23 protein-coding genes and 2 tRNA genes are annotated in these 26,980 nt (G+C 72.3%); 16 read left to right on the forward strand and 9 right to left on the reverse strand.

Annotated elements, in window-relative coordinates; all coding sequences use genetic code 11:
* The first annotated feature begins 111 nt into the window (after nt 1-111).
* The 3 genes from ACIRYZ_RS34830 (at nt 112) to argF (ending at nt 5,593) form a co-directional block, all read left to right on the forward strand.
* Nucleotides 112-1,800: a 3' terminal RNA ribose 2'-O-methyltransferase Hen1 gene (locus tag ACIRYZ_RS34830; RefSeq protein WP_402952124.1), complete on the forward strand. Its 1,689-nt coding sequence runs from the start codon at nt 112-114 to the stop codon at nt 1,798-1,800.
* Complete coding sequence (locus tag ACIRYZ_RS34835) at nt 1,797-4,433, forward strand: polynucleotide kinase-phosphatase (protein ID WP_402952126.1); 2,637 nt, start codon at nt 1,797-1,799, stop codon at nt 4,431-4,433. The genes ACIRYZ_RS34830 and ACIRYZ_RS34835 overlap by 4 nt, the downstream gene beginning before the upstream one ends.
* Before the next feature lie 158 nt (nt 4,434-4,591).
* Nucleotides 4,592-5,593 carry an ornithine carbamoyltransferase gene (gene argF, locus ACIRYZ_RS34840; protein ID WP_402952128.1) on the forward strand — a complete coding sequence of 334 codons (1,002 nt, stop codon included), beginning with the start codon at nt 4,592-4,594 and terminating at the stop codon, nt 5,591-5,593.
* Nucleotides 5,594-5,624: 31 nt separating this feature from the next.
* Here argF and ACIRYZ_RS34845 read toward each other — a convergent pair whose 3' ends face one another.
* The 5 genes from ACIRYZ_RS34845 to ACIRYZ_RS34865 form a co-directional block, all read right to left on the reverse strand.
* On the reverse strand, nt 5,625-6,158 hold the full coding sequence (locus ACIRYZ_RS34845; RefSeq protein WP_402952130.1) for a superoxide dismutase family protein: 534 nt from the start codon (nt 6,156-6,158) through the stop codon (nt 5,625-5,627).
* Nucleotides 6,159-6,260: 102 nt separating this feature from the next.
* Nucleotides 6,261-6,668 (reverse strand): type II toxin-antitoxin system VapC family toxin, encoded by a 408-nt coding sequence (locus ACIRYZ_RS34850; RefSeq protein WP_402952131.1) that lies wholly within the window; start codon nt 6,666-6,668, stop codon nt 6,261-6,263.
* A gap of 51 nt (nt 6,669-6,719) precedes the next feature.
* Nucleotides 6,720-7,715: a hypothetical protein gene (locus tag ACIRYZ_RS34855; RefSeq protein WP_402952133.1), complete on the reverse strand. Its 996-nt coding sequence runs from the start codon at nt 7,713-7,715 to the stop codon at nt 6,720-6,722.
* Between the two features lie 39 nt (nt 7,716-7,754).
* On the reverse strand, nt 7,755-8,279 hold the full coding sequence (locus ACIRYZ_RS34860; RefSeq protein WP_402952135.1) for a SigE family RNA polymerase sigma factor: 525 nt from the start codon (nt 8,277-8,279) through the stop codon (nt 7,755-7,757).
* A 114-nt stretch (nt 8,280-8,393) separates the two neighbouring features.
* Complete coding sequence (locus ACIRYZ_RS34865; RefSeq protein WP_393027667.1) at nt 8,394-8,741, reverse strand: hypothetical protein; 348 nt, start codon at nt 8,739-8,741, stop codon at nt 8,394-8,396.
* A 30-nt stretch (nt 8,742-8,771) separates the two neighbouring features.
* On the opposite strand from ACIRYZ_RS34865, the gene ACIRYZ_RS34870 reads away from it, so the two are divergent.
* The 3 genes from ACIRYZ_RS34870 (at nt 8,772) to acnA (ending at nt 12,816) form a co-directional block, all read left to right on the forward strand.
* Nucleotides 8,772-9,791, forward strand: a complete 1,020-nt coding sequence (locus ACIRYZ_RS34870; RefSeq protein ID WP_402952137.1) for a hypothetical protein — start codon at nt 8,772-8,774, stop codon at nt 9,789-9,791.
* The gene (locus ACIRYZ_RS34875) at nt 9,788-9,946 is read left to right on the forward strand and encodes a hypothetical protein (protein ID WP_387619816.1); all 159 of its coding nucleotides are present in this window, start codon (nt 9,788-9,790) and stop codon (nt 9,944-9,946) included. Before ACIRYZ_RS34870 ends, ACIRYZ_RS34875 begins: the two co-directional genes overlap by 4 nt.
* A gap of 224 nt (nt 9,947-10,170) precedes the next feature.
* Entirely contained in the window at nt 10,171-12,816 is a 2,646-nt protein-coding gene (gene acnA, locus ACIRYZ_RS34880; RefSeq protein ID WP_402952138.1) for an aconitate hydratase AcnA, read from the forward strand.
* 198 nt (nt 12,817-13,014) lie between these two features.
* On the opposite strand, the gene pepN is transcribed toward acnA, so the two are convergent.
* Nucleotides 13,015-15,579: an aminopeptidase N gene (gene pepN / locus ACIRYZ_RS34885; protein WP_402952140.1), complete on the reverse strand. Its 2,565-nt coding sequence runs from the start codon at nt 15,577-15,579 to the stop codon at nt 13,015-13,017.
* Nucleotides 15,580-15,812: 233 nt separating this feature from the next.
* Between pepN and ACIRYZ_RS34890 the strand changes: the two genes are divergently transcribed.
* Nucleotides 15,813-16,445 carry a DsbA family protein gene (locus tag ACIRYZ_RS34890; RefSeq protein WP_402952141.1) on the forward strand — a complete coding sequence of 211 codons (633 nt, stop codon included), beginning with the start codon at nt 15,813-15,815 and terminating at the stop codon, nt 16,443-16,445.
* Between the two features lie 67 nt (nt 16,446-16,512).
* Here the strand turns inward: ACIRYZ_RS34890 and ACIRYZ_RS34895 are convergent, their stop codons facing one another.
* Nucleotides 16,513-17,934: an amino acid permease gene (locus tag ACIRYZ_RS34895; RefSeq protein ID WP_402952143.1), complete on the reverse strand. Its 1,422-nt coding sequence runs from the start codon at nt 17,932-17,934 to the stop codon at nt 16,513-16,515.
* A 267-nt stretch (nt 17,935-18,201) separates the two neighbouring features.
* Here ACIRYZ_RS34895 and ACIRYZ_RS34900 point away from each other — a divergent pair, with 267 nt between their 5' ends.
* From ACIRYZ_RS34900 to ACIRYZ_RS34915, 4 genes are all read left to right on the forward strand, one after another.
* Entirely contained in the window at nt 18,202-18,801 is a 600-nt protein-coding gene (locus ACIRYZ_RS34900) for a biotin transporter BioY (protein ID WP_402952145.1), read from the forward strand.
* A gap of 47 nt (nt 18,802-18,848) precedes the next feature.
* A complete protein-coding gene (locus ACIRYZ_RS34905) occupies nt 18,849-19,334 on the forward strand; it encodes a ribose-5-phosphate isomerase (RefSeq protein ID WP_402952147.1) in 486 nt (161 codons plus the stop codon).
* A gap of 332 nt (nt 19,335-19,666) precedes the next feature.
* Nucleotides 19,667-20,893: a PP2C family protein-serine/threonine phosphatase gene (locus ACIRYZ_RS34910; protein WP_380613712.1), complete on the forward strand. Its 1,227-nt coding sequence runs from the start codon at nt 19,667-19,669 to the stop codon at nt 20,891-20,893.
* Between the two features lie 473 nt (nt 20,894-21,366).
* Nucleotides 21,367-21,564, forward strand: coding sequence for a hypothetical protein (locus ACIRYZ_RS34915; protein ID WP_380613713.1), 198 nt, complete (start codon nt 21,367-21,369; stop codon nt 21,562-21,564).
* A gap of 72 nt (nt 21,565-21,636) precedes the next feature.
* Here the strand turns inward: ACIRYZ_RS34915 and ACIRYZ_RS34920 are convergent, their stop codons facing one another.
* Nucleotides 21,637-22,428: a DUF6348 family protein gene (locus ACIRYZ_RS34920; RefSeq protein ID WP_402952149.1), complete on the reverse strand. Its 792-nt coding sequence runs from the start codon at nt 22,426-22,428 to the stop codon at nt 21,637-21,639.
* 190 nt (nt 22,429-22,618) lie between these two features.
* Between ACIRYZ_RS34920 and ACIRYZ_RS34925 the strand changes: the two genes are divergently transcribed.
* Nucleotides 22,619-23,179, forward strand: coding sequence for a hypothetical protein (locus tag ACIRYZ_RS34925; RefSeq protein ID WP_402952150.1), 561 nt, complete (start codon nt 22,619-22,621; stop codon nt 23,177-23,179).
* Nucleotides 23,180-23,255: 76 nt separating this feature from the next.
* Here the strand turns inward: ACIRYZ_RS34925 and ACIRYZ_RS34930 are convergent.
* A tRNA-Gly gene (locus tag ACIRYZ_RS34930) sits at nt 23,256-23,326 on the reverse strand.
* 159 nt (nt 23,327-23,485) lie between these two features.
* Between ACIRYZ_RS34930 and ACIRYZ_RS34935 the strand changes: the two genes are divergently transcribed.
* From ACIRYZ_RS34935 to ACIRYZ_RS34950, 4 genes are all read left to right on the forward strand, one after another.
* Nucleotides 23,486-23,559, forward strand: a tRNA-Pro gene (locus ACIRYZ_RS34935).
* 303 nt (nt 23,560-23,862) lie between these two features.
* Nucleotides 23,863-25,260 carry a trigger factor gene (gene tig / locus ACIRYZ_RS34940; protein ID WP_402952151.1) on the forward strand — a complete coding sequence of 466 codons (1,398 nt, stop codon included), beginning with the start codon at nt 23,863-23,865 and terminating at the stop codon, nt 25,258-25,260.
* Between the two features lie 268 nt (nt 25,261-25,528).
* On the forward strand, nt 25,529-26,146 hold the full coding sequence (locus ACIRYZ_RS34945) for an ATP-dependent Clp protease proteolytic subunit (protein WP_402952180.1): 618 nt from the start codon (nt 25,529-25,531) through the stop codon (nt 26,144-26,146).
* A 56-nt stretch (nt 26,147-26,202) separates the two neighbouring features.
* Nucleotides 26,203-26,865, forward strand: coding sequence for an ATP-dependent Clp protease proteolytic subunit (locus ACIRYZ_RS34950; protein WP_393027691.1), 663 nt, complete (start codon nt 26,203-26,205; stop codon nt 26,863-26,865).
* Nucleotides 26,866-26,980 lie beyond the last annotated feature (115 nt).

Here is a 26,980-nt window from a genome sequence, read left to right on the forward strand (position 1 = left end):
CTGCCGAACACGCCCACCGTGCGGACGTGCCGGGCGGAGCCGCAGGTCGGCGGGCCGTGCGGAGGGAAAACCCGGTGCTCGGGGGCCGTGTGCTGGGCAATACTTCGGCGGGTGTTCATGTCGATCTCCACCACCGGCAGCGCCGAGAACCCGGCCACGGATCTCGGGTTCCTGCTGCACAAGCATCCCGGCAAGGTCCAGCGGTTCACGACGTCGCACGGCGAGGCCCACGTCTTCTACCCCGAGGCGGGGGACGAGGTCTGCACGGCGGCGCTGCTGCTGGACATCGACCCGATCGCGCTCGTCCGCAAGGGTCGGGGCGACGGCAGGGGCCGCGGCGGCTCGCCCGACTTCGCCCTCGCGCAGTACGTCAACGACCGCCCGTACGCCGCGTCCTCGCTGCTCGCGGTGGCGCTGCGGACGGTGTTCCGGTCCGCGATGAAGGGCGCCTGCCCGGCCCGCCCCGAACTGCCGGGGCAGGCCCGCCCACTGCGGATCGAGCTGCCCGCCGTGCCCGCGAACGGCGCGGGCGAGGGCGGCGGCCCGGCCATGGTGGCCCGGCTGTTCGAACCGCTGGGCTGGCGGGTCGCGGCGACCGCGATCCCGCTGGACGAGGCCTTCCCGGAGTGGGGTGAGTCCCGCTACGTGCGGATCGCGCTCTCCTCGGAGTCCGTACGGCTCGCCGACGCGCTCCAGCAGCTGTACGTGCTGCTGCCGGTGCTGGACGGTGCCAAGCACTACTGGGTCGCCCCGGACGAGGTGGACAAGCTGCTCGCCGCCGGCGAGGGCTGGCTGGCCGTCCACCCGGAGCGCGGCCTGATCGCCCGCCGCTACCTGTCCCGGCGCTGGTCGCTGACCCGGGCGGCGATGGAGCGCTTGGAGCTGGCCCGGCTGGCCGAGGCGGACGACCGCGAGGTCGAGGAGATCGACAACGCGGTCGACGACCGGCCGGAGGAGGAGCGCGCCGGGACGGCCCAGACCACCGAGACTGCCGAGACCACCGAGACCAGCGGGTACGCCGAGAACAGCGGGTACGGCGAGCGGCGGGAGCCCCGGCCGCCTTCCCTCGCCGAGCAGCGCCGCGCCGCGATCCTCGCCGCCCTCGGCGAGACCGGCGCGGCCCGGGTCGCCGACCTCGGCTGCGGCCAGGGCGAGCTGATCGGCGAGCTGCTGAAGGACGCCCGGTTCACTGACATCCTCGGTGTGGACGTCTCCGCGCGGGCGCTGCAGGCGGCGAGCCGCAAGCTGCGCCTGGAACGCCTGCCCGAGCGGCAGTCAGCCCGGGTGACGCTGGCGCAGGGCGCGCTGACCTACACCGACGCCCGGCTGAAGGGCTACGACGCGGCGGTGCTGTGTGAGGTGATCGAACACCTGGACCTGCCGCGGCTGCCCGCCCTGGAGTACGCGGTGTTCGGCGCCGCCCGCCCGAAGGCCGTCGTGGTCACCACGCCCAATGTGGAGTACAACATCCGCTGGGAGAGCCTCCCGGCGGGCAGCGTCCGGCACGCGGACCACCGCTTCGAGTGGTCCCGCGCCGAGTTCCGCGCCTGGGCCGAGAAGGTCGCGGCCGCGTACGGCTACACGGTCGAGCTGCGCCCGGTCGGTCCCGAGGACGAGGAGGTCGGCGCCCCGACCCAACTCGCCCTGTTCCGCTCCGGCTCCGGCACCGACCGGACCACCACGGCCACCAACACCACGGCCGCGAACACCACTACGACCACCACCACTACGACCACCACCACGCCGACCGTCACCACGACGACCACCACCATGACGCCCGAAGGAGGCGGACTCCGATGACCAACGACGAAACCGGGAGCACCACCACCCCCCGCCGCCTCCCCGTCACCGACGTCTCCCTGGTCGTCCTGATCGGCACCAGCGGCGCGGGCAAGTCCAGCTTCGCCCGCCGCCACTTCCTGCCCACCCAGGTGGTGTCCTCCGACTTCTGCCGTGGCCTGGTCGCCGACGACGAGAACGATCAGTCGGCCTCCGCCGAGGCCTTCGACCTCCTGCACTACATCGTCGGCAAGCGCCTCGCGGCCGGCCGGCTCACCGTCGTGGACGCCACCAACGTCCAGCCGGAGGCCCGTAAGCAGCTGGTCAGGATCGCCCGCGAGCACGACGTGCTGCCGATCGCGATCGTGCTGGACGTCCCGCCCGGCGTGTGCGCCGAGCGCAACCGCTCCCGCCCGGACCGTCAGCTGGCCGCCCACGTCGTCCCGCGGCAGAACCGCGAGCTGCGCCGTTCGCTGCGCGACCTGGAGCGCGAGGGCTTCCGCAAGGTGCACATCCTGCGTGGTGAGGCCGAGGTGGCGGCCGCCGAGATCGAGCTGGAGAAGCGCTACAACGACCTGCGCCACCTCACCGGCCCGTTCGACATCGTCGGCGACATCCACGGCTGCCGCTCCGAGCTGGAGACCCTGCTCACCCGCCTCGGCTACACCCTCACCCGGGACGCCGAGGGCCGCCCGGTGGACGCCGCCCACCCCGCGGGCCGCACCGCCGTCTTCGTCGGCGACCTGGTCGACCGCGGCCCCGACACCCCGGGCGTGCTGCGCCTGGTGATGGGCATGGTGGCGGCCGGTCACGCGATCTGCGTGCCCGGCAACCACGAGAACAAGCTCGGCCGGGCGATGGACGGCAAGAAGGTCACCGTCTCGCACGGCCTCCAGGAGTCGCTGGACCAGCTGGCCGGGGAGAGCGAGGAGTTCCGGGCCGAGGTACGCGCCTTCATGCGCGGCCTGGTCAGCCACTACCTGCTGGACGGTGGCGCCCTGGTGGTCTGCCACGCCGGTCTGCCGGAGAAGTACCACGGCCGCAACTCCGGCCGGGTCCGCTCGCACGCCCTGTACGGGGAGACCACCGGCGAGACCGACGAGTACGGTCTGCCGGTGCGCTACCCCTGGGCCGAGGAGTACCGGGGCCGGGCGCTGGTGGTCTACGGCCACACCCCGGTGCCGAGCGCGAGCTTCGTCAACAACACCATCTGTCTGGACACCGGCTGCGTCTTCGGCGGCAGCCTGACCGCGCTGCGCTACCCCGAGCGCGAGCTGGTGAGCGTCGAGGCCGAGCAGGAGTGGTACACGCCGGTGCGTCCGCTGCTCACCGACGCGCCGGGCGCCCGCGAGGGCCGTCCGCTGGACCTCGCCGACGTGGCCGGGCGCCGGACCGTGGAGACCGGCCTGCACGGGCGGGTCGCCGTCCGGGAGGAGAACGCGGCGGCCGCGCTGGAGGTGATGAGCCGCTTCGCGCTGGACCCCAGGCTGCTCACCTACCTGCCGCCGACCATGGCGCCGAGCCCGACCTCCCGCCGGGACGGCTACCTGGAGCACCCGGAGGAGGCCTTCCTCGCCTACCGCGCGGACGGCGTCCGGCACCTGGTCTGCGAGGAGAAGCACATGGGCTCGCGCGCGGTGCTGCTGGTCGCCCGGGACGATGCCGCGCTGGAGCGGCGCTTCGGGGTGGCGGGGCCGGGTGCGATCTGGACCCGGACCGGCCGGGCCTTCCTCAACGACGGGGAGCTGACCGGAGCCGTGCTCGGACGGGTCCGCGAGGCCGCCGAACGCGCCGGGCTGTTCGAGGAACTGGGCACCGACTGGCTGCTGCTGGACGCCGAGCTGATGCCCTGGTCCCTGAAGGCGGTGGAGCTGTTGCGCCGTCAGTACGCGGCGGTCGGCGCGGCGGCCGGAGCCGCCCTGCCCGAGGTGCTGTCCGCGTTGGAGCGGGCCGCCGGGCGTGGGCTGGACCTCGCGGAGCTGACCGATCGCCAGCGCCGGCGTGCCGCCGACGCGACGGCGTTCACCGAGGCCTACCGGCGCTACTGCTGGCCGACCGAGGGGCTGTCGGGTATCCGGCTCGCTCCGTTCCAGCTGCTGGCCGCCGAGGGGGCGAACCTCGCGGTGCGCCCGCACGACGAGCACCTGGCCTGGATCGACCGCCTGGTGGACGCCGACGAGCAGAACGCCGACGAGCGGAACGCCGGCGCCGGGAACGCGGCCGGGAAGGAGCCGATGCTGCACCGCACCGGCCGAGTCCTGGTGGACACCGAGGACGAGGCCTCGATGGCCGCCGCCACCGCCTGGTGGGAGGAGCTGACCGGCGCCGGCGGTGAGGGCATGGTGGTCAAGCCGCTGGCCTCGGTGGCGCGGACGGTGCGCGGCGAGGGCCGTCCGGGCGGGCTGGTGCAGCCGGGTGTGAAGGTGCGCGGGCGGGAGTACCTGCGGATCATCTACGGCCCGGACTACACCGTGCACCTGGACCGGCTGCGCCGGCGCTCGCTGGGCCACAAGCGTTCGCTGGCGCTGCGCGAGTACGCGCTGGGCCTGGAGGCGCTGGACCGGCTGGCGGCCGGTGAGCCGCTGTGGCGGGTGCACGAGCCGGTGTTCGCGGTGCTGGCGCTGGAGTCCGAGCCGGTCGATCCGCGCCTGTAGCGGGGGTCGGCAGGCCGGCGGCGAGGACCTCCGGCACGGCCGGTGAGGGGGGAGTCCGACCCGGGCTCCCCTTCGTTCACCGTCATTCTGTATAGAAATTCCACCTGTCGTATACGCTTGCCGCCTTCCCCGTAGTCCCGTCACCCCAGGAGCCCGGTATGGCCTTCAACCTCCGGAACAGGCACTTCCTCAAGGAGCTCGACTTCACGCCCCAGGAGTTCCGCTTCCTGGTGGACCTCGCCGCCGGGCTCAAGGCGGCCAAGTATGCGGGCACCGAGCAGCCCCGGCTGCGCGGCAAGAACATCGCGCTGATCTTCGAGAAGACCTCCACCCGCACCCGCTGCGCCTTCGAGGTCGCCGCCCACGACCAGGGCGCCACCACCACCTACCTGGACCCGGCCGGCTCGCAGATCGGCCACAAGGAGTCGGTGAAGGACACCGCCCGGGTGCTGGGCCGGATGTTCGACGGAATCGAGTACCGCGGCCACGGCCAGGAGGTCGTCGAGGAGCTGGCCGAGTACGCCGGCGTCCCGGTCTGGAACGGCCTGACCGACGAGTGGCACCCCACCCAGATGCTGGCCGACGTGCTCACCGTCACCGAGCACACCGCCAAGCCGCTCACCGAGGTCGCACTCGCCTACCTGGGCGACGCCCGCTCCAACATGGGCAACTCGCTGCTGGTGACCGGCGCTCTGCTCGGCATGGACATCCGGATCGTCGCCCCGCGCGCCCTCTGGCCGGCCGAGGACGTGCGGAAGGCCGCCCAGCAGCTGGCCGAGGAGACCGGCGCGCGGATCACCCTGACCGAGGACGTGGCCGAGGGCGTGGCCGGCGCCGACTTCCTCTACACCGACGTCTGGGTGTCGATGGGCGAGCCCAAGGAGGTCTGGGCGGAGCGGATCGAGCTGCTCAAGCCGTACCAGGTGTCGATGGACACCGTCCGGGCGACCGGCAACCCGGACGTGAAGTTCCTGCACTGCCTGCCCGCGTTCCACGACCTCGGCACCGTGGTCGGACGGCAGATGTACGAGGCGACCGGCATGACCGAGCTGGAGTGCACCGACGAGCTGTTCGAGTCGGCGCACTCCATCGTGTTCGACCAGGCCGAGAACCGCCTGCACACCATCAAGGCGGTCCTGGTCGCCACCCTGGGCTCCTGAACGAACGGACCGGCCGCCCCCGGGGGGCCGGTTACTTCTCCAGCCGGACGCAGGCCACCCGGTCGCCCGCCGCGTGCGGCCCGGCCGGGGTGCCCGCGTGCAGCACCAGCGAGCGCGCCTCGCCCGGCCGCGGCTGCCAGTCCACCGCGGCCGAGGCGGTGCCCTCGCCCCGCCCGTCGGTGCGCAGCGCCAGCCGCAGCTCGTTGCGGTCGTTGGCGTACGCCGGGTCGGTGGACGGCTGCACCGGGTCGACCGCGTTCTGGTAGTGCGGCCCGGAGGCGGCCGGGTCCGCCTCGCAGCTGCCGGTGTGCAGGTGCACCGGGAACTCGTGGTCGGGGGCGAGCCCGGTCACCGTCAGGGTGACCACCGTCCGCCCGGGCACCGACCGGTCGGTGACCACCCGGGCGTGCGAGCCGTACGGCACCAGGTCGTCCGCGTAGCTGATCGCGGCCGGCGGGACGAAGGCCGTCGCCGGGTCGAAGTGCGCGTCCAGGACGGAGACCGGGGAGGTGGCGGGGGCGAGCAGGGCCAGCGGCAGCAGGGCGGCGGTGAACGGAGCGGGCATCGGGACGGGCCTTCCACGGGCGGGGCGACGGTCACCCTGCTAACGCGGCCGGAGCACCGAGGACACCCTCGGCCCGCCTCGCGCCTCGCTCCGAGGACACCCTCAGTCCGCGTCCCGCCGGATCCCCCGGATCTCGCAGCGCGGCCCACTGGCCCGCATCAGCCGCAGGTCGGCGGTGACCAGCGGCACCCCGTACTGCTCGGCGACCGCGACGTACGCGGCGTCGTCCGGCGTGAGGTTGTCCTTGAGCTCCCAGATCCGGCCGAGCAGCGGCGCCACCTCGATCTTGCGGATCGCCACCGCCGCGAGCTCCCCGGTGAGTTCGGCGACCCGCCCGGCGGTCAGTTCCTTGGCCAGGTAGAGCCCGCGCAGCGACTGCATCACCTCGATGACGATGTGCTCGGGCGCCAACCACTCGCCGTCGGCGGCGAGTTCGGCCCGGGCGCGGTCTCCGCGCGGGCCCTGGTCGGCGAGCGCCAGCACCAGCGCGGATGCGTCCACCACGATCATCGCGGGCCCCCTCGGTCTGTCACCACACCGGCCACCGTACCCGGCGGGGCCTCACCCGGCGGAGCCGGGCTTCGGGGTCGCGGAGCCGGAGGGCAGGTCCCGCTCGGGCGAGTTGTCGTGGAACGGCCGGATCGTCTGCTCGGCCTGCCGCGCCTCCTCGGGGGTGATCCACTCCTGCAGGCTGGTCGCCATTGCGGCGGCCTTGAGCTGGTCGAGGCTGAGCGGCAGTCCCTCCCGGACCACCTGGACCTTGGCCTGTCCCGCGACCTCCGCCGTGTTGGCGGCCACGACCGACACCCTGGCCAGGTCGGGCCGCAGCAGGGTGACCTCGCGTTCGAGGACGTCGCCCGTCGCCCGTTCGATGAGCAGCAGACGGGTACCGTCCGGCAGCACGCTGTCGGAGCAGTAGCGGTACTGGCCACCCTTGTTCAGCTTCGCGCAGCTGAACAGGTCGTCGTAGCTGGGGTTGGAGTCGGCCCGCAGGTGGGCGCCGAGGTTGCCCTCGACCCGGAGTCGGACGCTGGCCGGGCCGGAGCCGTCGTCGTACAGCATGTCGGCCAGGACCAGTACGCCCTCGGGGTCCGCGTTCTTGGTGGGCCTGAGCAGTGCGGAGTGGCCGGCGTAGTCGGAGGTCCGCCCGGCCGAGGGCAGCGCCTTGGCGAGGGCGGCGAGCGCGGCATGGCCGGTCATGGCGACCTCGCCGGTGTGCGGGCCGGTGCCCGGCAGCAGCTGCTCGGGACCGTCGTCCGGCCGCTGGAGCGGCTGCGGGAACCGCTGGCTGGGCGTCGGTGACACGGTCGGGGAGGCGGCGGCCACCGCGACCGCGGTCGTGCTGCCGCCGTCCGTCCGCAGGGCGACGGTGCCGCCGATCGCCAGCGCGACCACCGCCGTCACGGTGCCGGCGACCGTCAGCCGGCGCCGGCGCCGGATCGAGCGGCCCCGTGCGGCCGCGTCGGCGACCAGCGGGCCCAGGTCCAGGCCGACGCCGTCCATCGCCTGTTCGAAGGTGGTGGACAGCTTCCGGCCGTCCGCGTCCGGTTCGTTCATGGTCGGGTTCCTTTCAGACACCTGGTGGGGGGAGACGTCTCAGGAGCGGGCGAGCTGCTCGGCCGCGTCCGGGCCGAGGACCGTGCGCAGCCGGCCGAGGGCGCGCAGGGCCTGGCTGCGCACCGCCCCGGGGCTCAGGCCGAGTTCGGCGGCGGTCTCCTCGACGCTGCGGTCCTCCCAGTAGCGCAGGACGAGTACGGCCCGGTCCCGGGGCGCGAGTTCGGCGAGGGCGGTGAGCAGGGTGACGCGCAGCGCCGGGTCGCCCTCGGGACAGACGCCCTCCGGCAGTTCGCCGAGGGCGGGTCGTTCGCCGGTGCGGCGCAGCCGGCGGTGGGAGAGGTAGGAGCGGACGAGAGTGCTGCGGGCGTACGCGTCCTGGTTCTCGGCCCGGCGGACCTTGGACCAGGAGGCGTAGAGCTTGGCCAGGGTGACCTGGGTGAGGTCCTCGGCGAGGTGCCAGTCGCCGCAGAGCAGTACGGCGGTGCGGAAGAGTCGCTGCCCCCGGCTTTGCGCGAAGCTCTCGAACTCCGCGCTCTCCTCGGCCCGTCGCGTCTTCCTGATCACTGCTGTCCCCTCGAACCCCGTGACGTGGTGGGCTCCGCACCATCTGCGCACGGCGCGCCCTCTGCGCACGGTTAGACGCCCGAGCCCGGAGACCGCGTTACGGGCCGTCGGCGGTCAGGTCCCGAGCAGCAGCCCCGCCAGCAGCGAGGCCGCGTTGGCGGTGAGGGAGGCGATCCAGGGCAGCGGGTCGCGCGGGCGCAGTCCGGTGATCGGGCACAGCAGCAGCGCCTCGACCACGACGACCGACGTCTCGCTGAGCGTGAAGCCCGTCCAGTACGCTGCGGCGGGTCCGTCGGTCCAGTGCCGGAGGGTCCACCAGAGCAGCGGATGCGTCACCAGGTTGACCAGCACGCCGGCCGCGGCGGCCCGTGCCGGGCGCACCCGCCCGATCCGGGTGAGGGCGGCGGTGTAGACGGGTGTCTCGGTCAGCAGGGTGAGGGCGAGGGCCACCGGGTAGCGCACGGCGGGGATCGTGCCACGGGGAGGGGGAGCATGGCGACCACGGGGATCCGAGCGGGCGCCGGAGTCGGCGCCTGGCCCGCGCCCGGCCCGACGGCCAGGCTGTCCGCCGCGCCGTTCGCGGGCTTCGCACTGTCGGCCGTCCTGGCGCTGGCGCTGGCCCTGCGCGCGCCGACCGGTCTGGCGGTGCTGGGGCTGGCCGCCTTCGGTCTGCTGCACAACGTGCTGGAGCTGCGCTACGTGGCCGGCCGCTTCGCCGCGGTGCTGGCCGGTCCGCTGCTGCGGCTGCTGCTGGCGCTGGTGACCGGGATCGTGGTGTGCCGCCTGCTGCCGCCCTCCCGGCTGTCCCAGTCGGCGGAGATCCTGCTCGCCTACGGCTTGTTGGCGGCGGCCTGCCGGTACGGGCTGCGCGGCCGGCCGCGGCTGCTGGTGGTGAGCGCCGTCGGCCTGGCGGGTGCGGGCGCCGCCTCGCTGGCCTTCCCGGCGTACCACTTCGTGGTGCTGGCACATCTGCACAACGTGGTGCCGCTGCTGTTCCTGGCCGAGTGGTCGCGCCGACTGGCGCGGGGGCGCGCGGCGTTCCTGGCGCTGCAGTTCGGTTGGGTGCTGCTGGTTCCGGCGCTGCTGCTGAGCGGGCTGTTGGACGGAGTGCTGTCCCAGCGCCCCGGCGGCTGGACGGACAGGTTGGCCGCCGCCTACACCCCGCCGGCCTGGCTGAGCCCGGAGGGCGGTCTGCGGTTCCTGGCGGTGTTCGCCTTCCTGCAGACGATGCACTACGTGGTCTGGGTGTGGTTCCTGCCGCGGTACGCGCCCGAGGCGGCGGAGCGCTTCGAAGCCCGGGTGCCGTCCTTGCGCGGGGTGCGGGCCTGGGCGCTGGGGGCGGGCGCGGGCGCGCTGCTGGCCCTGTTGTTCGCCGTGGATTACGCCCAGGGTCGCTCGGTGTACGCGGCGCTGGCCAGTTACCACGCCTATCTGGAGTTCCCGGTGCTGCTGATGCTTGTCCTGGGCCTGGGCACGGACCGGGCGGATGAGAAGGAGAAGGAGAAGGAATGAGCACGACGACCCTGCTGGCGGACATCGCCCCCTCGCCGACCGGCGGCTCGGGTGGTGAGCTGGTGGTGGTGCTGTTGGTGGCCGCCGCCGTCGTGGCGGGAGCGGTCTGGCTGATCCGGCTGGAGCGCAAGCGCCGCGGCCCGGACGGCCGCTGACCTGCGCCGTCGCGCCCCGGGGCATGCCTGCGGTGGTGATGGCGGCGGCATGCACTATGGTTTATCTCGACATCGAGATAACTGCCCCTTACGATATATCTCGACATCAAGATACTTGCCGAGAGGCGCTCACCGGCGATGCGGGCAAGGTCGGCCCAAGTAAGGGTGACCTCACCACCGCGTGACGGCCGGATTAAGCACGAAGCACCCAGAAGGAGTCAGTCGTGTCCGCGAACAGCTTCGACGCCCGCAGCTCGCTGCAGGTGGGCGACGAGTCGTACGAGATCTTCAAGCTCTCCGCCGTCGAGGGTTCCGAGCGGCTGCCCTACAGCCTCAAGGTGCTGCTGGAGAACCTGCTCCGCACGGAGGACGGCGCGAACATCACCGCCGACCACATCCGCGCCCTCGGCAACTGGGACGCCGACGCCCAGCCGAGCCAGGAGATCCAGTTCACCCCGGCCCGCGTGATCATGCAGGACTTCACCGGTGTGCCGTGCGTGGTCGACCTCGCCACCATGCGTGAGGCCGTCAAGGAGCTGGGCGGCGACCCGGACAAGATCAACCCGCTGGCCCCGGCCGAGCTGGTCATCGACCACTCCGTCATCGCCGACAAGTTCGGCACCAAGGACGCGTTCACCCAGAACGTCGAGATCGAGTACGGCCGCAACAAGGAGCGCTACCAGTTCCTGCGCTGGGGCCAGACCGCCTTCGACGAGTTCAAGGTCGTCCCGCCGGGCACCGGCATCGTCCACCAGGTGAACATCGAGCACCTGGCCCGCACCGTCATGGTCCGCGGCGGCCAGGCCTACCCGGACACCTGCGTCGGCACCGACTCGCACACCACCATGGTCAACGGCCTGGGCGTGCTGGGCTGGGGCGTCGGCGGCATCGAGGCCGAGGCCGCGATGCTGGGCCAGCCGGTCTCCATGCTGATCCCGCGCGTGGTCGGCTTCAAGCTGACCGGCCAGCTGCCGGCCGGCACCACCGCCACCGACCTGGTGCTCACCATCACCGAGATGCTGCGCAAGCACGGTGTGGTCGGCAAGTTCGTCGAGTTCTACGGCGACGGCATCGGCGCCATCCCGCTGGCTAACCGCGCCACCATCGGCAACATGTCGCCGGAGTTCGGCTCGACCTGCGCGATCTTCCCGATCGACACCGAGACCGTCAACTACCTGAAGCTCACCGGCCGCGACGAGCAGCAGCTCGCCCTGGTCGAGGCGTACGCCAAGGAGCAGGGCCTCTGGCACGACCCGTCGGTCGAGCCGGTCTACTCCGAGTACCTGGAGCTGGACGTCTCCACCGTCGTCCCGTCGATCTCCGGCCCGAAGCGCCCGCAGGACCGCGTGATCCTGGCCGAGGCCGCCCAGAAGTTCGCCGAGGCGCTGCCGACCTACTCCGCCGAGGCCTCGAAGCCGACCGCCGTCACCGCCCCCGACGGCTCGACCTACGAGATCGACAACGGCGCGGTCGTGATCGCCTCGATCACCTCCTGCACCAACACCTCCAACCCCTCCGTCATGCTGGGCGCCGCCCTGCTGGCGAAGAAGGCCGTGGAGCGTGGCCTGCAGGTCAAGCCCTGGGTCAAGACCACCCTGGCGCCGGGCTCCAAGGTCGTCATGGACTACTACGAGAAGGCCGGCCTGCTCCCGTACATGGAGAAGCTGGGCTTCAACCTGGTCGGCTACGGCTGCGTCACCTGCATCGGCAACTCGGGCCCGCTGCCCGAGGAGGTCTCGGCCGCCGTCAACGAGTCCGACCTCGCGGTCGTCTCGGTGCTCTCCGGCAACCGCAACTTCGAGGGCCGGATCAACCCCGACGTCAAGATGAACTACCTGGCCTCCCCGCCGCTGGTGGTCGCCTACGCCCTCGCCGGCAACATGAACGTCGACATCACCAAGGACGCCCTGGGCAAGGACGCCGACGGCAACGACGTCTTCCTCTCCGACATCTGGCCGTCGGAGCAGGAGGTCGCCGACGTCGTCGCCGGCTCCATCGACCAGGACATGTTCGACAAGGGCTACCAGGACGTCTTCGCCGGTGACTACCGCTGGCAGTCGCTCCCGGTCCCGACCGGCAACACCTTCGAGTGGGACGCCGAGTCCACCTACGTCCGCAAGCCCCCGTACTTCGAGGGCATGGCCAAGACCCCGAGCCCGGTTACCGACATCGCCGGTGCCCGCGTCCTGGCCAAGCTGGGCGACTCGGTCACCACCGACCACATCTCCCCGGCCGGCAACATCAAGCCGGGCACCCCGGCGGCGCAGTACCTGACCGCCAACGGTGTCGAGAAGCGTGACTTCAACTCCTACGGCTCGCGCCGTGGCAACCACGAGGTCATGATCCGCGGCACCTTCGCCAACATCCGTCTGCGCAACCAGATCGCGCCGGGCACCGAGGGCGGCTACACCCGCGACTTCACCCAGGCCGACGGCCCGGTGTCGTTCATCTACGACGCCTCGCAGAACTACCAGGCCGCCGGCACCCCGCTGGTCGTCCTGGCCGGCAAGGAGTACGGCTCCGGCTCGTCCCGCGACTGGGCCGCCAAGGGCACCGCGCTGCTCGGCGTCAAGGCCGTCATCGCCGAGTCCTACGAGCGCATCCACCGCTCGAACCTGATCGGCATGGGCGTCCTGCCGCTGCAGTTCCCGGAGGGCGAGAACGCCGACTCCCTCGGCCTGACCGGCGAGGAGACCTTCTCCATCACCGGCGTGACCGAGCTCAACGAGGGCCGCACCCCCAAGACCGTCAAGGTCAAGGCCGGTGACAAGGAGTTCGACGCGGTCGTCCGCATCGACACCCCCGGTGAGGCGGACTACTACCGCAACGGCGGCATCCTGCAGTACGTGCTGCGCTCGCTCATCGGCTGATCGGGCACAGCGACTGAGCCCGAGCGCCTCAGGGAGGCCGGACCGCACCCCGCGGTCCGGCCTCTTCGCGCTCTCCCCGCCTGCGAAGGGGCCGGCGACGCGGACCGAGCGGAGCTGACCGAGCGGAGCCGACGCTGCCGTGGCCCACGCCGAAGGGCCCGCCGTGCCGAGCACGGCGGGCCCTTCGTCACCCGTGGATCAGGCGCGGTCGCAGGCCTGCGCCCGCAGCGCGCGGGCCAGGTCGTCCCGGCGCTCCAGCACCAGGCGGCGCAGTGCCGGCGCCGCCTTCGGGTGGCCGGACAGCCAGGCGTCGGCCTCGGCCAGGGTCTGCTCGCCGGTCTGGGCGATCGGGAAGAAGCCGCCGACGATCCGCATCGCGATCTCGATGGTCCGCTCGGCCCAGACCTTCTCCAGCAGCTTGAAGTACGGCGCCGCGTAGAGGACGGTCAGGTCGCGCTGGGCCGGGATCGAGAAGCCCGCCGTGTTGGCCTCGACCAGGGCGCTCGGCAGCTCGTCCGAGTCGAGCACGGCCGACCAGGCGGCGGCCTTGGCCTCCGGGGTGGGCCGGGCGGCCAGGCACTGGGTGTACTGGCGCTTGCCGCCTGCGGTGTTGTCGGCGGCCAGCTCCTCGGCGAGCTCCTCGTCGGCGGCCTGCCCGGCGGCGGCCAGCGCCAGCCACAGCGACCAGCGCAGCTCCTGGTCGACCTCCAGCCCGTCGATCCGGGCGCTGCCGGTCAGCAGGCCGCGGACCAGGCCGAGGTGCTCGGCGCCGCCCGCGGTCTGGGCCAGGAAGCGGGCCCAGGCCAGCTGGTGGTCGCTGCCGGGGACGGCCTCGCGCAGCTCGCGCAGGGCGCCGTCGGCGAGCTGCCGGGCACCCTCGGCGCGCCACTCGGGGGCGGCGTACAGGTCGACGGCGGTCTTGGCCTGGGCGTGCAGCGACTGCAGCACGCCGATGTTGCCCTCCTGGCCGGCGAAGCGCAGCACCAGGGCGACGTAGTCGCGGGCCGGCATCAGGCCGTCGCGGGTGAGGTTCCAGACGGCGGACCAGGCGAGCGCGCGGGCCAGCTCGTCGCGGATGTCGCCGAGGCCGGTGCGCAGGGCCTCCAGCGACTCGGAGTCGAAGCGGATCTTGCAGTAGGTCAGGTCCTCGTCGTTGAGCAGGACCAGGGCCGGGCGCGGGCGGCCGGCCGCCTCGGTGACGACCGTACGGGCGCCGGTGACGTCCAGCTCGATCCGCTCGGTGCGCACCAGGGCGCCGTCGGCGTCCCGGTCGTACAGGCCGACCGCGATCCGGTGCGGGCGCAGTACCTCGCCGTCCTGGAGCACGGCCAGCTCGGTGATCCGGCCCTCGGCGTCGGTGGTGACCTGCGGGGTGAGCGCGTTGACCCCGGCGGTCTGCAGCCAGGCGGCGGCCCAGCTCTTCAGGTCGCGCCCGCTGGTCTCCTCCAGCACGCCCAGCAGGTCGGCCAGTTCGGTGTTGCCGAAGGCGTGCCGCTTGAAGTAGCGGCGGGCGCCCTCGAAGAAGGCCTCCGAACCGACGTACGCGACCAACTGCTTGAGGACGGAGGCGCCCTTGGCGTAGGTGATGCCGTCGAAGTTGAGCTTGGCGTCCTCCAGGTCGCGGATGTCGGCGGTGATCGGGTGGGTGGTGGGGAACTGGTCCTGCCGGTAGGCCCAGGCCTTGCGCTGGTTGGCGAAGGTGACCCAGGCGGAGGAGTACCGGGTGCGGGCGCCGATCAGGCCGTAGGAGCCCATGAAGTCGGCGAAGGACTCCTTCAGCCACAGGTCGTCCCACCAGCGCGGGGTGACCAGGTCGCCGAACCACATGTGCGCCATCTCGTGCAGGACGACGTTGGCGCGGGCCTCGTAGGCGGCGTCGGTGACCTTCGAGCGGAAGACGAACTCCTCCTTGAAGGTCACGCAGCCCGGGTTCTCCATCGCGCCGATGTTGTATTCGGGGACAAAGGCCTGGTCGTACTTGCCGAAGGGGTACGGGAAGTCGAACTCCTCGTGGAAGAAGTCGAGTCCGAGCTTGGTGACGCCGAGGATCTCCTCCGCGTCGAAGTACGGCGCGAGCGACTTGCGGCACATCGTGGAGAGCGGGATCTCCAGGGTGGTGCCGTCGGCGAGTTCGCGGCTGTAGTGGTCGCGGGCGACGTGGTACGGGCCGGCCACCACGGCGGTGAGGTAGGTGGAGATCGGCTTGGTCGGCGCGAACTCCCAGGTGCGGGCGGCGCCTTCCTCGGTCACGCTCTCGTGCACGGCGTTGGACCACACGTCCCAGGCGGCCGGGGCGGTCACCGTGAAGCTGAACGGGGCCTTCAGGTCGGGCTGTTCGAAGTTCGCGAACACCCGGCGGGCGTCGGCCGGCTCGTAGTGGGTGTAGAGGTAGGTCTCGCCGTCCGCCGGGTCGACGAAGCGGTGCAGGCCCTCGCCGGTGCGGCTGTAGGCGCAGTCGGCCTCGACGGTGAGGACGTTCTCCGCGGCCAGGCCGTCGACGTGCACCCGGGCGCCGTCGTAGGCGGTCGCCGGGTCCAGGGTGCGGCCGTTGAGGGTGATCGAGCGGACGGCCGGGGCGAGCAGGTCGAGGAAGGTGGCGGCGCCGGGCTGGGAGCAGCGGAAGGCGACGGTGGTGGTGGAGCGGAAGGTGGCGGCGGCCGGGTCGGGGGCCGAGGTCACGTCCAGCCGGACCCGGTAGCCGTCCACGGCCAGGATGCCGGCTCGCTGCTGTGCTTCGTCGCGGCTCAGGTTCTTGCCCGGCACGGCGGTACTCCTTTGTCCGGCTCGCACGGTGGTGCGTCTGTGGATGTCCCGTGCGCGGTGTGCGCCGCGCGCAGGGGCATCCTTTCACGCCCGCCCTGGCCGGTACCATTGCACAGGCCGTCGGGTCGGGGCCGGAATCACCGGCGCCGGAGGGGTGTTGGGGCTGGGTGGCGCCCCGTTGTCATGGATGGGGGCCCCGCCGCCTCGGATCACCGCACGAAGGACGAGACCCAGTGACGACTGCCGCTGAGCGCAAGACCGCCGACTTCTGGTTCGACCCGGCCTGCCCGTGGGCGTGGATGACGTCCCGCTGGCTGGTCGAGGTCCAGCAGCTGCGCCCGGTCGACGTGAACTGGCACGTGATGAGCCTGTCGGTGCTCAACGAGCACCGCGACCTGCCGCAGGAGTACCGCCAGCTGCTGGACAACGCCTGGGGCGCGGTGCGGGTCTGCATCGCGGCCGCCCAGCAGCACGGCGAGGAGGTACTGGGTCGGCTCTACACCGAGCTGGGCCTGCGCTTCCACAACCAGGGCCTGCCGCAGAACCGGGAGACCGTCCAGGCCGCCCTGGTGGCCGCCGGCCTGCCCGCCGAGCTGGCAGACGCGGCCGACACCGACGCGTACGACGAGGCCCTGCGCGCCTCGCACAAGGAGGGCATCACCCTGGTCGGCGAGGACGTCGGCACCCCGGTGATCGCGGTCGAGGGCGCGGACGGCGAGCGGGTGGCCTTCTTCGGCCCGGTCGTCACCCCGGCCCCGAAGGGCGAGGCCGCGGCCCGGCTCTGGGACGGCACCCTGCTGGTGGCCTCCACCCCGGGCTTCTACGAGATCAAGCGCACCCGTACGGCGGGCCCGTCCTTCGAGTAGGTCCGTCCGGTACGCGGAAGGGCCAGGTACCAAGGCTCGGTACCTGGCCCTTCCGGGTGTCCGGGGCTCAGCGCGCGGCCGCGTCCCGGCGCTGCTTGAGCAGGCCGGCTCCGCTCAGCAGTGCGACCAGCACCCCGGCGGCGTACAGCTGCTGGCGGTTGCCCTCGGTGGTGGTCATCAGCGCGAGGATGCCGACCACGGCGGCCATCGCGATCCACGTCAGGTACGGGTAGCCCCACATCTTCACGGTGAGCAGCTCGGGCGCCTCGCGCTCCAGCCGGCGGCGCATCCGCAGCTGGACGATGCAGATGAACAGCCAGACCACCAGGATCGCCACGCCGGTGGTGTTCATCAGCCAGGTGAACACGGTGGCGGGCCAGAACTTGGCGGCCAGCACGGCGCCGAAGCCGAACAGGCAGGAGGCCAGCACGGCCCGGCGCGGCACCCCGCCGCTGACCTTGGCCAGCGCCTTGGGGCCCTGGCCGCGGCCGACCAGCGAGTACGCCATCCGGGAGGCGCCGTAGATGTTGGCGTTCATGGCGGACAGCAGCGCGATCAGCACCACCGCCTCCATGATCGCCCCGGCCGCGGGCACCCCGAGGTGGCGCAGCACCGTGACGTAGGGGCCGTCGGCGACGACCGCCGGGTCCTTCCAGGAGACCAGGGTGACCACCAGGGCCATCGAGCCGATGTAGAAGATCGCGATCCGCCACACCGCCGTGCGCACCGCGTTGGCGACGTTCTTCTTGGGGTCGTCGGACTCGGCCGCGGCGATGGTCACCGTCTCCAGGCCGCCGTAGGCGAACACCGAGGCGAGCAGGCCGACGATCAGCCCGCTGATGCCGTTGGGCAGGAAGCCGCCGTGTCCGGTGAGGTTGCTCGTGCCGGGGGCGCCGGGGCCGATCACCCCGGCGACGCCGAGCGCGCCGAGGACCAGGAAGGCGACGATCGCGGCGACCTTGATGGTGGCGAACCAGAACTCGAACTCGCCGAAGTTCTTCACCGCGGTCAGGTTGCTGACGCAGAAGAAGACCATGAACAGGCCGACCCAGACCCAGGCGGAGACACCGGGAATCCAGCCGTTGACGATCTTCCCGGCCGCGGTGGCCTCGGCGGCGACGCCGCAGCAGAGCATCACCCAGTACATCCAGCCGGCCGTGATCCCGGCCCAGGAGCCGATCTCCTTCTCGGCGTGCACCGAGAACGAGCCGGAGGCCGGACGGGCGGCGGACATCTCCCCGAGCATCCGCATGATCAGCATGACCAGCAGGCCGGAGAGGGTGAAGGCGAGGATGATCGCCGGACCGGCGGCCGCGATACCGGCGCCCGAGCCGACGAACAGGCCGGCGCCGATGACGCCACCGAGGGCGATCATCGACAGGTGGCGCTGCTTGAGCCCGTGGCTGAGCTGCTGGCCGGACGTCGGGCCGGAGTCCGGCTGGGCGGCGTCGGTGGTCCCGGACGCCGTGGGCGTGGAGGTGGGGGCCATAGGGGTGGATCCAGACTGTGCGGAATGCGGCATGAGCTGTCCAATATCCGGGGACCCCTCCGGTCATGCCAAGAATGTCCGCTTCCGGCCCACCATGCGGACCGGGCCGCACCCCGGCGTGATCAACCGATCGCGGAGCGTCGTTTCGGGTCGGTTCCGACAACGCCCGAGGGCGGGGCTTTGTCCGAAACCGTGGCGGCGGCGCAGTGGATCACCGCGTAGGTTCACAGGTGTTCACTCACCTGGACCCGTACGGAGGATCCCCCGATGGCCACTGCCACCACCCCGATAGCGCGCCGCGCCGTCCTCGCCGACCTGCTGCCCGCCGCCTCCACCCGCCTCGGCACGCAGGCCCGTGACCTCGCCCTGGTGGTCGGCGGCGCCGCGCTGACCGGTATGGCCGCCCAGCTGTCGGTCAACGTCCCCGGCTCGCCGGTGCCGGTCACCGGTCAGACCTTCGCCGCCCTGCTGGTCGGCACCGCGCTCGGCGCCCGCCGCGGCGTCGCCTCGCTCGCCCTCTACCTGCTGGCCGGCATGGCGGGCATGCCCTGGTTCGCCGAGGGCACCTCCGGCTGGGCCATGCCCTCCTTCGGCTACGTGCTCGGCTTCGTCCTGGCCGCCGCCCTGACCGGCGCGCTGGCCCGCCGCGGCGCCGACCGCACCCCGGTGAACACCGCCGTCACCATGGTTCTCGGCAGCCTCGCCATCTACGCGGTCGGGGTCCCGTACCTGGCCTTCACCCTGCACGTGTCGCTCGCCCGCGCCGCCGAGCTCGGCCTCTACCCGTACCTGGTCGGCGACGCGCTCAAGGCGGCCTTCGCCGCCGCCGCCCTGCCGCTGGCCTGGAAGCTGCTCGGCAAGCGCTGACGCCCCCGTTGTCGGGCCCGGGCGCTCGCGCATGCCACACTCATGGCATGCGCGTGTACCTGGGCTCCGACCATGCCGGATACGAACTGAAGAACCACCTGGTGGAGTGGCTGAAGGAGGCCGGCCACGAGCCGGTCGACTGCGGGCCGCACATCTACGACGCCGAGGACGACTACCCGCCGTTCTGCCTGCGCGCCGCCGAGCGCACCGCCGCCGACGCGGAGGCCCTGGGCATCGTGATCGGCGGCTCGGGCAACGGCGAGGCGATCGCCGCCAACAAGGTCAAGGGCGTCCGTGCGGCGCTGGCCTGGAGCGCGCAGACCGCCGAGCTCGGCCGTCAGCACAACAACGCCAACGTGATCTCCATCGGCGGCCGCATGCACACGCAGGAGGAGGCCACCAAGTTCGTCGAGGTCTTCCTCAACACCCCCTACAGCGGCGAGCCGCGGCACACCCGCCGGATCGAGATGCTGAGCGAGTACGAGACCACCGGCGAACTCCCGCCGATCCCGGCCCACCACCCGCAGGGCTGATCCCGCCACCCACCCGCCCACGACGGCCGGCCGCACCCCCGGGTGCGACCGGCCGCCGCCGTTTCCGCCCGGGGGGCGGCGAAGATCCGAGAGATCCGCCCCGGCCCCCGGACCTGTGGGATCGGCCACAGGCCCCGGCGCACGCACACCGCCGCACGCGGGGCGCGCACACCATCCGCAGGCTCCGTACGCCCAACCGGCGCACGCCTCCTGACGGCGCGCCCGGCACCGCTCCGATCGGCCGAAACCCGCTGAACCCCCCGCGCGTCGACATCGCCGCCCGCCCCCGGGCCGTCGACGCCGGGCCGCACCCGTGGATAGGGTCGGGCCCCATGGCTGGCAGACCGCCGGGCGCACCGCCCCAGACGACTGCGACGAGGCCCGGCGCCGCCCCGGCGTCCGAGCCCGTGACGGCCCGGCTGCGCAAGAGGCTCCGCCGGGTCCGCCGAAGGCTGCGCACGGCCGGAGTCGACTACTTCCGCGGCGGCGCCGCCGACTGGCCGGTGCTCTGCGCGCTGGCCCTGCTCGTCCCGCTGCTGATCCTGCTCAACGTCTGGATCCCCGACTGGGCCCCGCCCACCGCCCTGGTCCTGCCGATCCTGGCCGGCGCGCTGCTGCTGCGCCCCGGCAGCCTGGTGGTGCTCTACGCGCTGGCGGCCCTCGGGCTGTCCGCCGAGTCCGTGATCCACACCGGCCAGCGGGTCGCCAGCGAGAACCCGGAGGCCTACGTCTACGGAGTGACCCCGGGCGCCGCCCTGGTGGTCGGTGCCGCCGGAGTGGGCGGCCTGCTGCTGGCCCAGTTCCGGGCCCGGGTCGGCGTTCCCTGGTGGGGCGGCTCCACCATGCTGTTCGACCTGCGCGAGCGGTTGCGGGTGCAGAGCCGGGTGCCCCGGCTGCCGGACGGCTGGCACGCCGACATGGCGCTGCGCCCGGCCGGCGGGCAGTCCTTCTCCGGGGACTTCGTGGTGGCCGCCCGCACCGGCCCCGGGCAGCGGCTGCTGGAGGTGGTCCTCGCGGACGTCTCCGGCAAGGGCATGGACGCCGGCTCCCGGGCGCTGCTGCTCTCCGGCGCCTTCGGCGGCCTGGTCGGCTCGCTGCCCGCGCACGACTTCCTGCCCGCAGCCAACGGCTACCTGCTGCGCCAGTCCTGGGAGGAGGGCTTCGCCACCGCCGTCCACCTGGTGCTGGACCTGGACACCGGCGAGTACGAACTGCTCTCGGCCGGGCACCTGCCGGGCATGCAGCGACTGGCCGGCGCCGGGCGCTGGGAGGTCAAGCAGGCCGAGGGCCCGCTGCTCGGGATCTACGACGGCGCCAAGTTCGAGGGCGTGCGCGGCCGGCTGAACCGCGGCGACGTGCTGATGCTGTGCACCGACGGCATGGTGGAGGCGCCGGGCCGGGACCTCGCCGAGGGCATGGACCGGCTGATGGGGGAGGCGGACCGGCTGGTCCCCGGCGGCGGCCCGGGCAGCGGCGCGGGGGCCGCGGCCGCGCTGATCGAGACGGTGGCCCGGGACATCAACGACGACCGCGCGGTCCTGCTGCTCTGGCGCGACTGACGGCACGCCGGTGACACATGCCACCGGCAGCGTCGCTGTCAAGCCTGGCAGCTGATCTTCGGCCATATCGGGCGCCCCGTCGGCTGACCGGATCAGCGGCTTCCGCTCCCCGTCTCCGCGCGTTCCCGGCCGCTCAGCACGCCCCGCCGACGATTCGTCAGGGCGGCTCCGATATCGTCCCGGTCGGCGGAAACTCGTCTCGCATCGCAGGATGTCGGCGTTGGGCTGACTGTCAGACCTTTACGCAATCGGCACGGTCGACCACACTGAGTCCGGGCGGGACTGTTCAGGATTCGGGGGATGGGGGGCGACACGTGCGGCACGACAGGCAGCGCTCCAGCGTGGGCTCCCTCACCGGCACTGCGCCGGACGGTCCGCGATTCCGCCTCGGGACCGTCGGACAGGCCGGGGTCCGGCTTCACAGGTGCCGCCGGGCGGCGGCACCACGCTATGAAACGAGGAAGTGAGTCCGGGTGGCACTCTCCGTCTCCGCGCTGGTCCTGTTCGCGATCCTGTGCATCATCTTCATCCGGAACAAGCAGATGAAGATCGCCCATGGCATCGTCGCCGCCCTGTTCGGCTTCATGCTGCACGAGACGACCATGGCGGGCTCGATCAACTCCCTGCTGTCCAACCTGGCGCACAGCATCTCCAGCATCACCGGCGGCTGACCCGGCCCGGGCCGCCGGACCTCTCGCGCCGTGCCGGCCCCGAGCCGAAGGGGGCGAGCGGGCGCGTCACGGTCACCGGCCGGCCCGTCGGGCCTCCCGCCAGCGGGCGAACAGACCCCGGGGGCGCATCGCCGCCGGGGCCGGGACGCGTACGGGTGCGGGTGCCGCGGCACCCGCCGGCGCGGCCGTGACCGGTGCTGCCCGCTCCGCTGTCAACAGCACGAACAACCGCGCCCAGCACAGCCGTTCGCCCCGCGGCCAGTCCAGCGCGCGCAGCGCCGCAGAGGCCGCCTCCGACGCCTCGCCGCCCACCCGGACCTCGGCGACGTCGTCGCCCGCCTTCCCGCCCAGGAAGAGCTTCACCCCCACCGGGCCCGGCCCGGCCAGCTCCGTCCGCAGCGCCGGCGCCAGCGCCGGCAGTACCCGGTGCTCGGCGAGCCACGCCGCCAGGTGCTCGTTGCCGAAGCCGAACACCGCCGCCGGCCCCTGCACCGCGTGCCAGCCCGGGAGTTCGGGCAGATCGGCGTGGTCGGCGTGCACCCCGCGGCCCTCGGCCAGCTCGACCAGTACCGAGGCGGTGGTGGTCGCCCACATCTTCACCGCGTTCGCGAGCTTCTCCTCCTCGGTCTTGCCGAGGCCCGCCGCGCAGTCCCACACCACCGGCGCGTCCGCCCGGCCCAGCTGCAGCACGAAGCCGAGGTCCACGTGCCCGGCGCCGTCGTCCCCGGGGTGCTCGCGCACCGCCACCGCCGTGGTGCCCGGGCCGCGCACCACCTCGCCGTCCGGATGGAACTCCTGACCCAGTCGCGCCATCTCCCGGACCACGCAGCGCTGTATGACGGCCAGTCGCTCCTGCGGACGCACCGGGACTCCTCCACCTAGGGAGCGCGCCGGCTGCGGCCGCGCTCGAACTGAGCTCGAACGCCGCCGAGGCTATCGGCCCGACCGCCAACCGGGAAACCGTTCGCGCAGGCCCGGCCTCCGGTCGCGGAAATGTTCTGAATGCCCCACTTTGGGGAGCGGAACCTGAAGGCCGCCCGCCTGGAGAGCCCGCATGCCCCGCACCGACCTGACGCCCCTTCCGCCACTCCCGGTGCCCCTGCCGGGGCTGCCGGCGGGCCCGGACGGCCCCGGCCTGGTCGCCGAGATCGAGGCCTACCTCGCCTCGCTCCCCGCCCCCGCGCGTACCCCGGCGCCGTACGTCTGCCGGTACGGCAGCACCCTGCGCCCCTGGAACGCCGACCACCCGGCGCCCCGGGCCACCCTGCTCGACCGGGCGCTGCGCCGCCCCGCCCGGCCCGTTCCGGTCAGCGCCGCCGACCACCTGCGGCTCGCCTCCCGCTTCATCGGCGCCCACGGCTGGCTGCAGGGCGCGATGTGGGACCACTCCGGCCGGGTCTGCCTGCTCGGCGCCCAGGCCGCCGTCCTGGCGTACGGCTACGGCACCCCGGCGACCGTGCGCACCGCCCGGGCCCAGCTGATGGAGGTGCTGCACGCCACCGGGCACCCGGCGCGCTCCCCGGACGAGTACAACGACCGCCCCACCACCCGGGAGGGTGACGTTCACCTGCTGCTCGACCGGGCCGCCGCCCGGGCCGCCCGGCTCGGGCTCTGATCCCGCCGGGAACCCCGGACACGCCGAAAACGTCGACGGCCCCGGTGCGCTGGGCGCACCGGGGCCGGACCGGAAGAGCGGGCGACGAGAATCGAACTCGCGTGACTAGTTTGGAAGACTAGGGCTCTACCATTGAGCTACGCCCGCGCGACCCCCCGAGCCGTCTCCGGCCGGAAGTTCGGGAGACAGCGTACCTGGTCCGGCCGCTCCCGTGCACACCGTATTCGTCACGAACCCGCTTGCGCCCCGCCCCGAAATAGTCGGCGAGCCGTGCAGGCCCGGCGTGTACGCTTCCTCTCGGCACCACGGGGTGTGGCGCAGTTTGGTAGCGCGTCCGCTTTGGGAGCGGAAGGCCGTCGGTTCGAATCCGGTCACCCCGACAGTGAGTGCGGCAGGGTCTCGCCCATCGGGGCGGGGCCCTGTTCTGTCGGGGCGGTACGGTGGCGTCTGGCGTCCGCCTTTCGTGGTACCGGTAGGATGGTGCGCTGGCGGCGGTAGTCCCTGTGGCGTCCACCCAGGTCAACCGCACGAGGGCGAGGAGTCAAGCTCACCGTCCACCCACACGGGAGATGCAGCTCCAACCGCCCATCGCCCGTCTCGTCCGACCCACCCGTACCGGCTCCGGCCGGGCGTGCGGGGGCGGGCGGAGACAACCTGACCGCAAGCCCATAGGAGACCTAACCGTGAAGAGCGCCGTCGAGACTCTGAACCCGACCCGGGTTCGACTCACCGTCGAGGTGCCCTTCGAGGAGCTCAAGCCCAGCCTCGACGCGGCGTACAAGAAGATCAACCAGCAGGTCACGGTTCCGGGCTTCCGTAAGGGCAAGATCCCGGCTCGCGTCATCGACCAGCGTTTCGGCCGTGGCGCCGTGCTGGAGGAGGCCGTCAACGACGCCCTGCCGCGCTTCTACACGCAGGCCGTCGACGAGGGCAAGATCGAGGTCCTCGGCCAGCCCGACATCACCAACATCGAGGGTGTCGAGAAGATCGCCGACGGTGGCGACCTGAAGTTCACCGCCGAGGTGGACATCCGCCCCGAGATCACCCTGCCGGAGTTCTCCTCCATCGAGGTGACCGTCGACCCGATCGCCGTCTCCGACGAGGACATCGAGAAGTCGCTGGAGCAGCTGCGCGAGCGCTTCTCCTCGGTCAAGGACGTCGAGCGCGCCGCGGCCGCCGGCGACATCGTGGTCGTGGACCTGATCGCCAAGGTCGACGGCGAGGTGCCGGAGGACGGCACCGCCACCGGTGTCAGCTACGAGATCGGCTCGGGCCGCCTCATCGACGGCATCGACGAGGCCGTCGTCGGCCTGTCCGCCGGCGAGGAGAAGACCTTCGAGACCGAGCTCAAGGGCGGCACCCAGGCCGGCAAGACCTCCGAGGTCACCGTCACCGTCACGGCCGTCCAGGAGAAGGAGCTGCCGGAGCTGGACGACGAGTTCGCCCAGCTGGCCAGCGAGTTCGACACCCTGGAGGACCTGCGCGCCGACTCCCGCAAGCGCCTGGAGCGCATGAAGGAGTACGACCAGGCCACCCAGGCCCAGGAGAAGGTGCTGGACGCGCTGCTCGCGCTGGTTGAGATCGAGTACCCCGAGAAGCTCCTCAAGGACGAGATCGAGACCCGCAAGCACAACGTCGAGCACCACCAGCTGGAGCCGATGGGTCTGAACATCGACACCTACCTGGAGACCCAGGGCAAGACCCGCGAGGAGTGGGACGCGGAGATCGAGGAGCAGGCGAAGAAGGGCATCAAGACCCAGTTCGTCCTGGACCAGATCGTCGCCAACGAGGAGCTGGGTGTTAACCAGGAGGAGCTGACCGAGCACCTCATCCGCCGCGCCGCCGGCTCGGGCCTCACCCCGGACCAGTTCGCCCAGCAGGTCGTCCAGGGCGGCCAGGTTCCGCTGCTGGTCGGCGAGGTCGCCCGCGGCAAGGCGCTGGCCACCGTGGTCGAGGCCGCCAAGGTCGTCGACACCGAGGGCAACGAGATCAACTTCGACGACGAGGACGAGACGGGCGAGACCGTCGAGGCCGCCGTTGAGGCCGTCGAGGCCGCAGCCGAGGAGAACACCGAGGCCTGAGCCCCGGTAGCCCCCTGAGGCAGCCCAGCGGGCCCGGACGCCGTACGGTGTCCGGGCCCGCTGTCGTCCCGCCCGCGCGCCGCCGCGACCCTGCGCTCACAGCGAACAGTTCTGCGTGAGGGATTCTGCGGCCCGGCCTGCGCGTTAGGGTCCTTGGACAGCGACAATCACGACGTGATACCCGGAAGCTGTGCGACATCGTGACGGCCGTCGAGCGACCGTCCAAATCGACTGAGCAGGTGGCTAAGTGACGTTCCCGCAGATGCAGATGCCTGGCCCGATGGCGCCGCACGCCGCCGCTGGTGACGTGCTCGGCGGCCTTGGCGACCAGGTCTACAACCGGCTGCTGGGCGAGCGGATCATCTTCCTCGGCCAGCAGGTCGACGACGACATCGCCAACAAGATCACCGCGCAGCTGCTGCTGCTGGCCGCGGACCCCGAGAAGGACATCTTCCTCTACATCAACTCCCCGGGCGGCTCGATCTCGGCCGGCATGGCGATCTACGACACCATGCAGTACATCAAGAACGACGTCGTCACCATCGCGATGGGCATGGCCGCCTCGATGGGCCAGTTCCTGCTGACCGCCGGCGCCAAGGGCAAGCGCTTCTCGCTGCCGAACGCCAACATCCTGATGCACCAGCCCTCCGCGGGCCTCGGCGGCTCCGCCACCGACATCCGCATCCAGGCCGAGCAGCTGCTCCGCACCAAGAAGCGGATGTCCGAGCTGATCGCCTTCCACAGCGGCCAGTCCTTCGAGCAGATCACCCGGGACTCCGACCGCGACCGGTGGTTCACCCCGGAGGAGGCCCTGGAGTACGGCCTGATCGACGCGATCATGCACAGCGCCGCGGACGTCCCCGGCGGCGGCGGCACGGGCGCCTGAGCCTCGGCCCGGCCCACGAGACCACAGCCACAACGCCCCGGAGGACAAGAACCCCCATGAACATCCCCAGCCTGTCGGCCGCCAAGGCCCGCGTCGAGGACATGCGCGCCGAGGGCCGCTACATCGTCCCGCGCTTCGTCGAGCGCACCACGCAGGGCATCCGCGAGTACGACCCGTACGCCAAGCTGTTCGAGGAGCGCATCATCTTCCTCGGCTCGCAGGTCGACGACGTCTCGGCGAACGACATCATGGCGCAGCTGCTGTGCCTGGAGTCGATGGACCCGGACCGCGAGATCCAGATGTACATCAACTCGCCCGGCGGCTCGTTCACGGCCCTGACGGCCATCTACGACACCATGCAGTACGTCAAGCCGGACATCACCACCGTCTGCATGGGCCAGGCGGCCTCCGCCGCGGCCGTGCTGCTCGCCGCCGGTACCCCCGGCAAGCGGATGGCGCTGCCGAACGCCCGCATCCTGATCCACCAGCCGTACACCGAGACCGGCCGCGGCCAGGTGTCCGACCTGGAGATCCAGGCCAAGGAGATCTTCCGGATGCGCGAGCAGCTGGAGCAGATGCTCTCCAAGCACTCCAACAAGTCGGTGGAGCAGGTGCGCGAGGACATCGAGCGCGACAAGATCCTCACCGCCGAGGAGGCCGCCGAGTACGGCCTGGTGGACCAGATCATCTCCACCCGCAAGACCTCGCTGACCTCCTGAGGCCGGCACCGTCGGGGGGGGGGGGGCCCCCCCGCCCCCGGCCCCCCCCCCCCCCCCGGGGGGGGGGGGGGCCCCCCGCGGGGGGGGGGGGGGAGGCCCCCGGGGGAGGGGCAGC

Source organism: Kitasatospora sp. NPDC101155, assembly GCF_044768305.1.
Classification (GTDB): Bacteria; Actinomycetota; Actinomycetes; order Streptomycetales; family Streptomycetaceae; genus Kitasatospora.

What these genes read in the sequence shown, in the direction of transcription:
- ACIRYZ_RS34835 (WP_402952126.1), top strand. Translation starts at nt 1,797, where the DNA reads ATGACCAACGACGAAACCGGGAGCACCACCACCCCCCGCCGCCTCCCC.
- argF (WP_402952128.1), top strand. Translation starts at nt 4,592, where the DNA reads ATGGCCTTCAACCTCCGGAACAGGCACTTCCTCAAGGAGCTCGACTTC.
- ACIRYZ_RS34845 (WP_402952130.1), bottom strand. Translation starts at nt 6,158, where the DNA reads ATGCCCGCTCCGTTCACCGCCGCCCTGCTGCCGCTGGCCCTGCTCGCC.
- ACIRYZ_RS34850 (WP_402952131.1), bottom strand. Translation starts at nt 6,668, where the DNA reads ATGATCGTGGTGGACGCATCCGCGCTGGTGCTGGCGCTCGCCGACCAG.
- ACIRYZ_RS34855 (WP_402952133.1), bottom strand. Translation starts at nt 7,715, where the DNA reads ATGAACGAACCGGACGCGGACGGCCGGAAGCTGTCCACCACCTTCGAA.
- ACIRYZ_RS34870 (WP_402952137.1), top strand. Translation starts at nt 8,772, where the DNA reads ATGGCGACCACGGGGATCCGAGCGGGCGCCGGAGTCGGCGCCTGGCCC.
- ACIRYZ_RS34875 (WP_387619816.1), top strand. Translation starts at nt 9,788, where the DNA reads ATGAGCACGACGACCCTGCTGGCGGACATCGCCCCCTCGCCGACCGGC.
- ACIRYZ_RS34895 (WP_402952143.1), bottom strand. Translation starts at nt 17,934, where the DNA reads ATGGCCCCCACCTCCACGCCCACGGCGTCCGGGACCACCGACGCCGCC.
- ACIRYZ_RS34900 (WP_402952145.1), top strand. Translation starts at nt 18,202, where the DNA reads ATGGCCACTGCCACCACCCCGATAGCGCGCCGCGCCGTCCTCGCCGAC.
- ACIRYZ_RS34905 (WP_402952147.1), top strand. Translation starts at nt 18,849, where the DNA reads ATGCGCGTGTACCTGGGCTCCGACCATGCCGGATACGAACTGAAGAAC.
- ACIRYZ_RS34910 (WP_380613712.1), top strand. Translation starts at nt 19,667, where the DNA reads ATGGCTGGCAGACCGCCGGGCGCACCGCCCCAGACGACTGCGACGAGG.
- ACIRYZ_RS34925 (WP_402952150.1), top strand. Translation starts at nt 22,619, where the DNA reads ATGCCCCGCACCGACCTGACGCCCCTTCCGCCACTCCCGGTGCCCCTG.
- ACIRYZ_RS34945 (WP_402952180.1), top strand. Translation starts at nt 25,529, where the DNA reads ATGCCTGGCCCGATGGCGCCGCACGCCGCCGCTGGTGACGTGCTCGGC.
- ACIRYZ_RS34950 (WP_393027691.1), top strand. Translation starts at nt 26,203, where the DNA reads ATGAACATCCCCAGCCTGTCGGCCGCCAAGGCCCGCGTCGAGGACATG.